At 64.0% G+C, this 2,133-nt stretch carries 1 protein-coding gene; it reads right to left on the bottom strand.

The window, feature by feature from the left end:
* Positions 1-158: 158 nt before the first annotated feature.
* The gene (gene ltrA, locus A3ES_RS0145410; protein WP_020393465.1) at positions 159-1,436 is read right to left on the bottom strand and encodes a group II intron reverse transcriptase/maturase; all 1,278 of its coding nucleotides are present in this window, start codon (positions 1,434-1,436) and stop codon (positions 159-161) included.
* Positions 1,437-2,133: the final 697 nt, after the last annotated feature.

Below are 2,133 nucleotides of genomic sequence, written 5' to 3'. Positions count from 1 at the left end.
GGGCGCCAACTGAAGCCCCATCGGGGCAAGCACGCCGGCCACCTCCTCGCGCAGTTCCTCGGCATGGTGCCGTTGTCCTGACACCATCACGACGAGGTGAGTAGCCGGGCGGGATCGCACCGCCCGGCTCTCGCAGAACCGGACTTGAATCTCTCGACTCATCCGGCTCCCATTGCCCAGCCATCAGGACGAGCGCCGAGCCGCCAGTGCGCGAACAGCCGGGGAGATCGCCGGGCGATCTCGGCCAGCCAACTCATCGCACGCCGTTCTCGACGTGTCAGCCGTTTGTATTTGCGGCAGGCCCACCGGGCAAGGTGCCGGTTGAGCCGCCGCAGGAAGTAGAGCAACCGGGACTTGTAGAAGCGCCCGTAGTAGTTGATCCACCCTTGCACGATGCTGTTGAACATGCGGGCAAGGTCGTTGAGGGACTTGTCACTGCGCCGGGCCAGATGCCAGGAACGGATCTGTTGGCCCATCGCCTTCATCGCGTCCGTGCTGACCGCGGGCAGGAACGACACGAAGTGCTTGCCGGACTTGTTCTTGGCCAGTCGGGGACGGAACTCGTAACCGAGGAAGGTGAACTTGGTGTGCTCATAGGAGCCACCACGGTCAGCGTCCTTGCAGTAGACGATGCGCGTCTTGTCCGGATGCAACTCCAGACCGACCTGCGCCAGACGAGCAGCGATCGCGTCCCGCACGAAGCGGGCCTGGTGTTCGCTGCGGCAGTGCACCACCGCGTCATCGCAGTACCGTTCGAACTGAATGGCCGGGAACTCCCGAACCATCCAGGTGTCGAACGCGTAATGCATGAACAGGTTCGCCAGCAACGGAGAGATCGCCGACCCCTGCGGGGTCCCACGATCCCGGGCGACCAGGGTGCCGTCCCCCAGTTGCAGCGGTGCTTGAAGCCACCGCCGCACATAGAGAAGAATCCACGCCTGGTCGGTGTGATGGGCGACCGCCTTCAGCACGAGGTCCCAGGGCACGGTGTCGAAGAACGCCCGGATGTCCAAATCGATCACCCAGTCCGCCCGCCAGCACCGCAACCGACAGGCACCGACCGCGTCCAGCGCGGACTTCTTCGGCCGGTAGCCGTAAGAGTCCGGATGGAACACCGGTTCGACCTGCGGCTCCAGATACATCCTGACCACCGTCTGCGCGACCCGATCGGCCACCGTCGGCACCCCGAGCACCCGGACCCCTTTGCCCCCTGCTTTAGGGATCTCCACCGCTTTCACCGGCGGCGGGAAGTAACTACCCGACGACAACCGATTCCAGATCCGATACAAGTTCTTCTCGCGATCCTGCTCGAACTCCGCTATCGACTGCTCGTCGACGCCCGCCGCACCCTTGTTGGCCTTGACCCTCTGAAACGCTTCCAGGACCACCCATTTGGAGATCCGAAACGGTTTGTCCTGCTGCTTTGGTTCGCTCACCCGACTCCTCCCGACACCACGGTCAGCGCCATGGCCGGTTGATCGCCGAACGAACCCGGGCAACCCGTCCCCTTCGCTCCACCCGCATTACCGGGCTTCATCGCTACTACGAGACGGTCCGCCCGCCTGCCCCGCGTCGGTACTCTGCCCCTCACAGTTTCCGCTGCTTGAGGCTCTCCCTCTCGCCGGCCGCTCCAACACACGACCAGCCGTATCGGGGCGAGGCGTTCCCACGTTCCACACCAGCGCCTGAACCGAGCTCGCGCCACCTTCACGCCGGACACCACCTGGCCAATAGACAGGCACCCGCCAGACTCATCCCGGGGCAACAACTGGACCCCGGTTTCGATGTCGTCACTACGCTTTCGACGCTTCATCAGTGGTTCACTCACGTTCGCCTTCTCGGTTCTCATCTGACGCCATCTCGTGGCGCCTTTTCCGCAACGCTCACCACCCCGGCTCATTCACCGACGCAGCTTGCGGTGATTTGGGACCTCCCCCTGCAGGGCGATCCCGGAGGACCTACCTCCATCACCGGTGCAGCACCGCAACCAGCGGCGCGATCTTCTACATCGCAACCTCCAGTCGCGTTCGTGGCACACAGTCATCCGCGTAGCGGATGAGCCGCCAGTTGCCGAGGCCGTTCTTTCTGCGTCTGGCCCGCCGCTTGTCGCTGCCCATCTCGTGTTGCCATTGC

It is taken from the genome of Kribbella catacumbae DSM 19601 (assembly GCF_000372465.1).
Taxonomy (GTDB): domain Bacteria; phylum Actinomycetota; class Actinomycetes; order Propionibacteriales; family Kribbellaceae; genus Kribbella; species Kribbella catacumbae.
The sequence above is the reverse complement of the archived record's forward strand: the minus strand, read 5'-3'. Positions and strand labels throughout refer to the sequence as shown.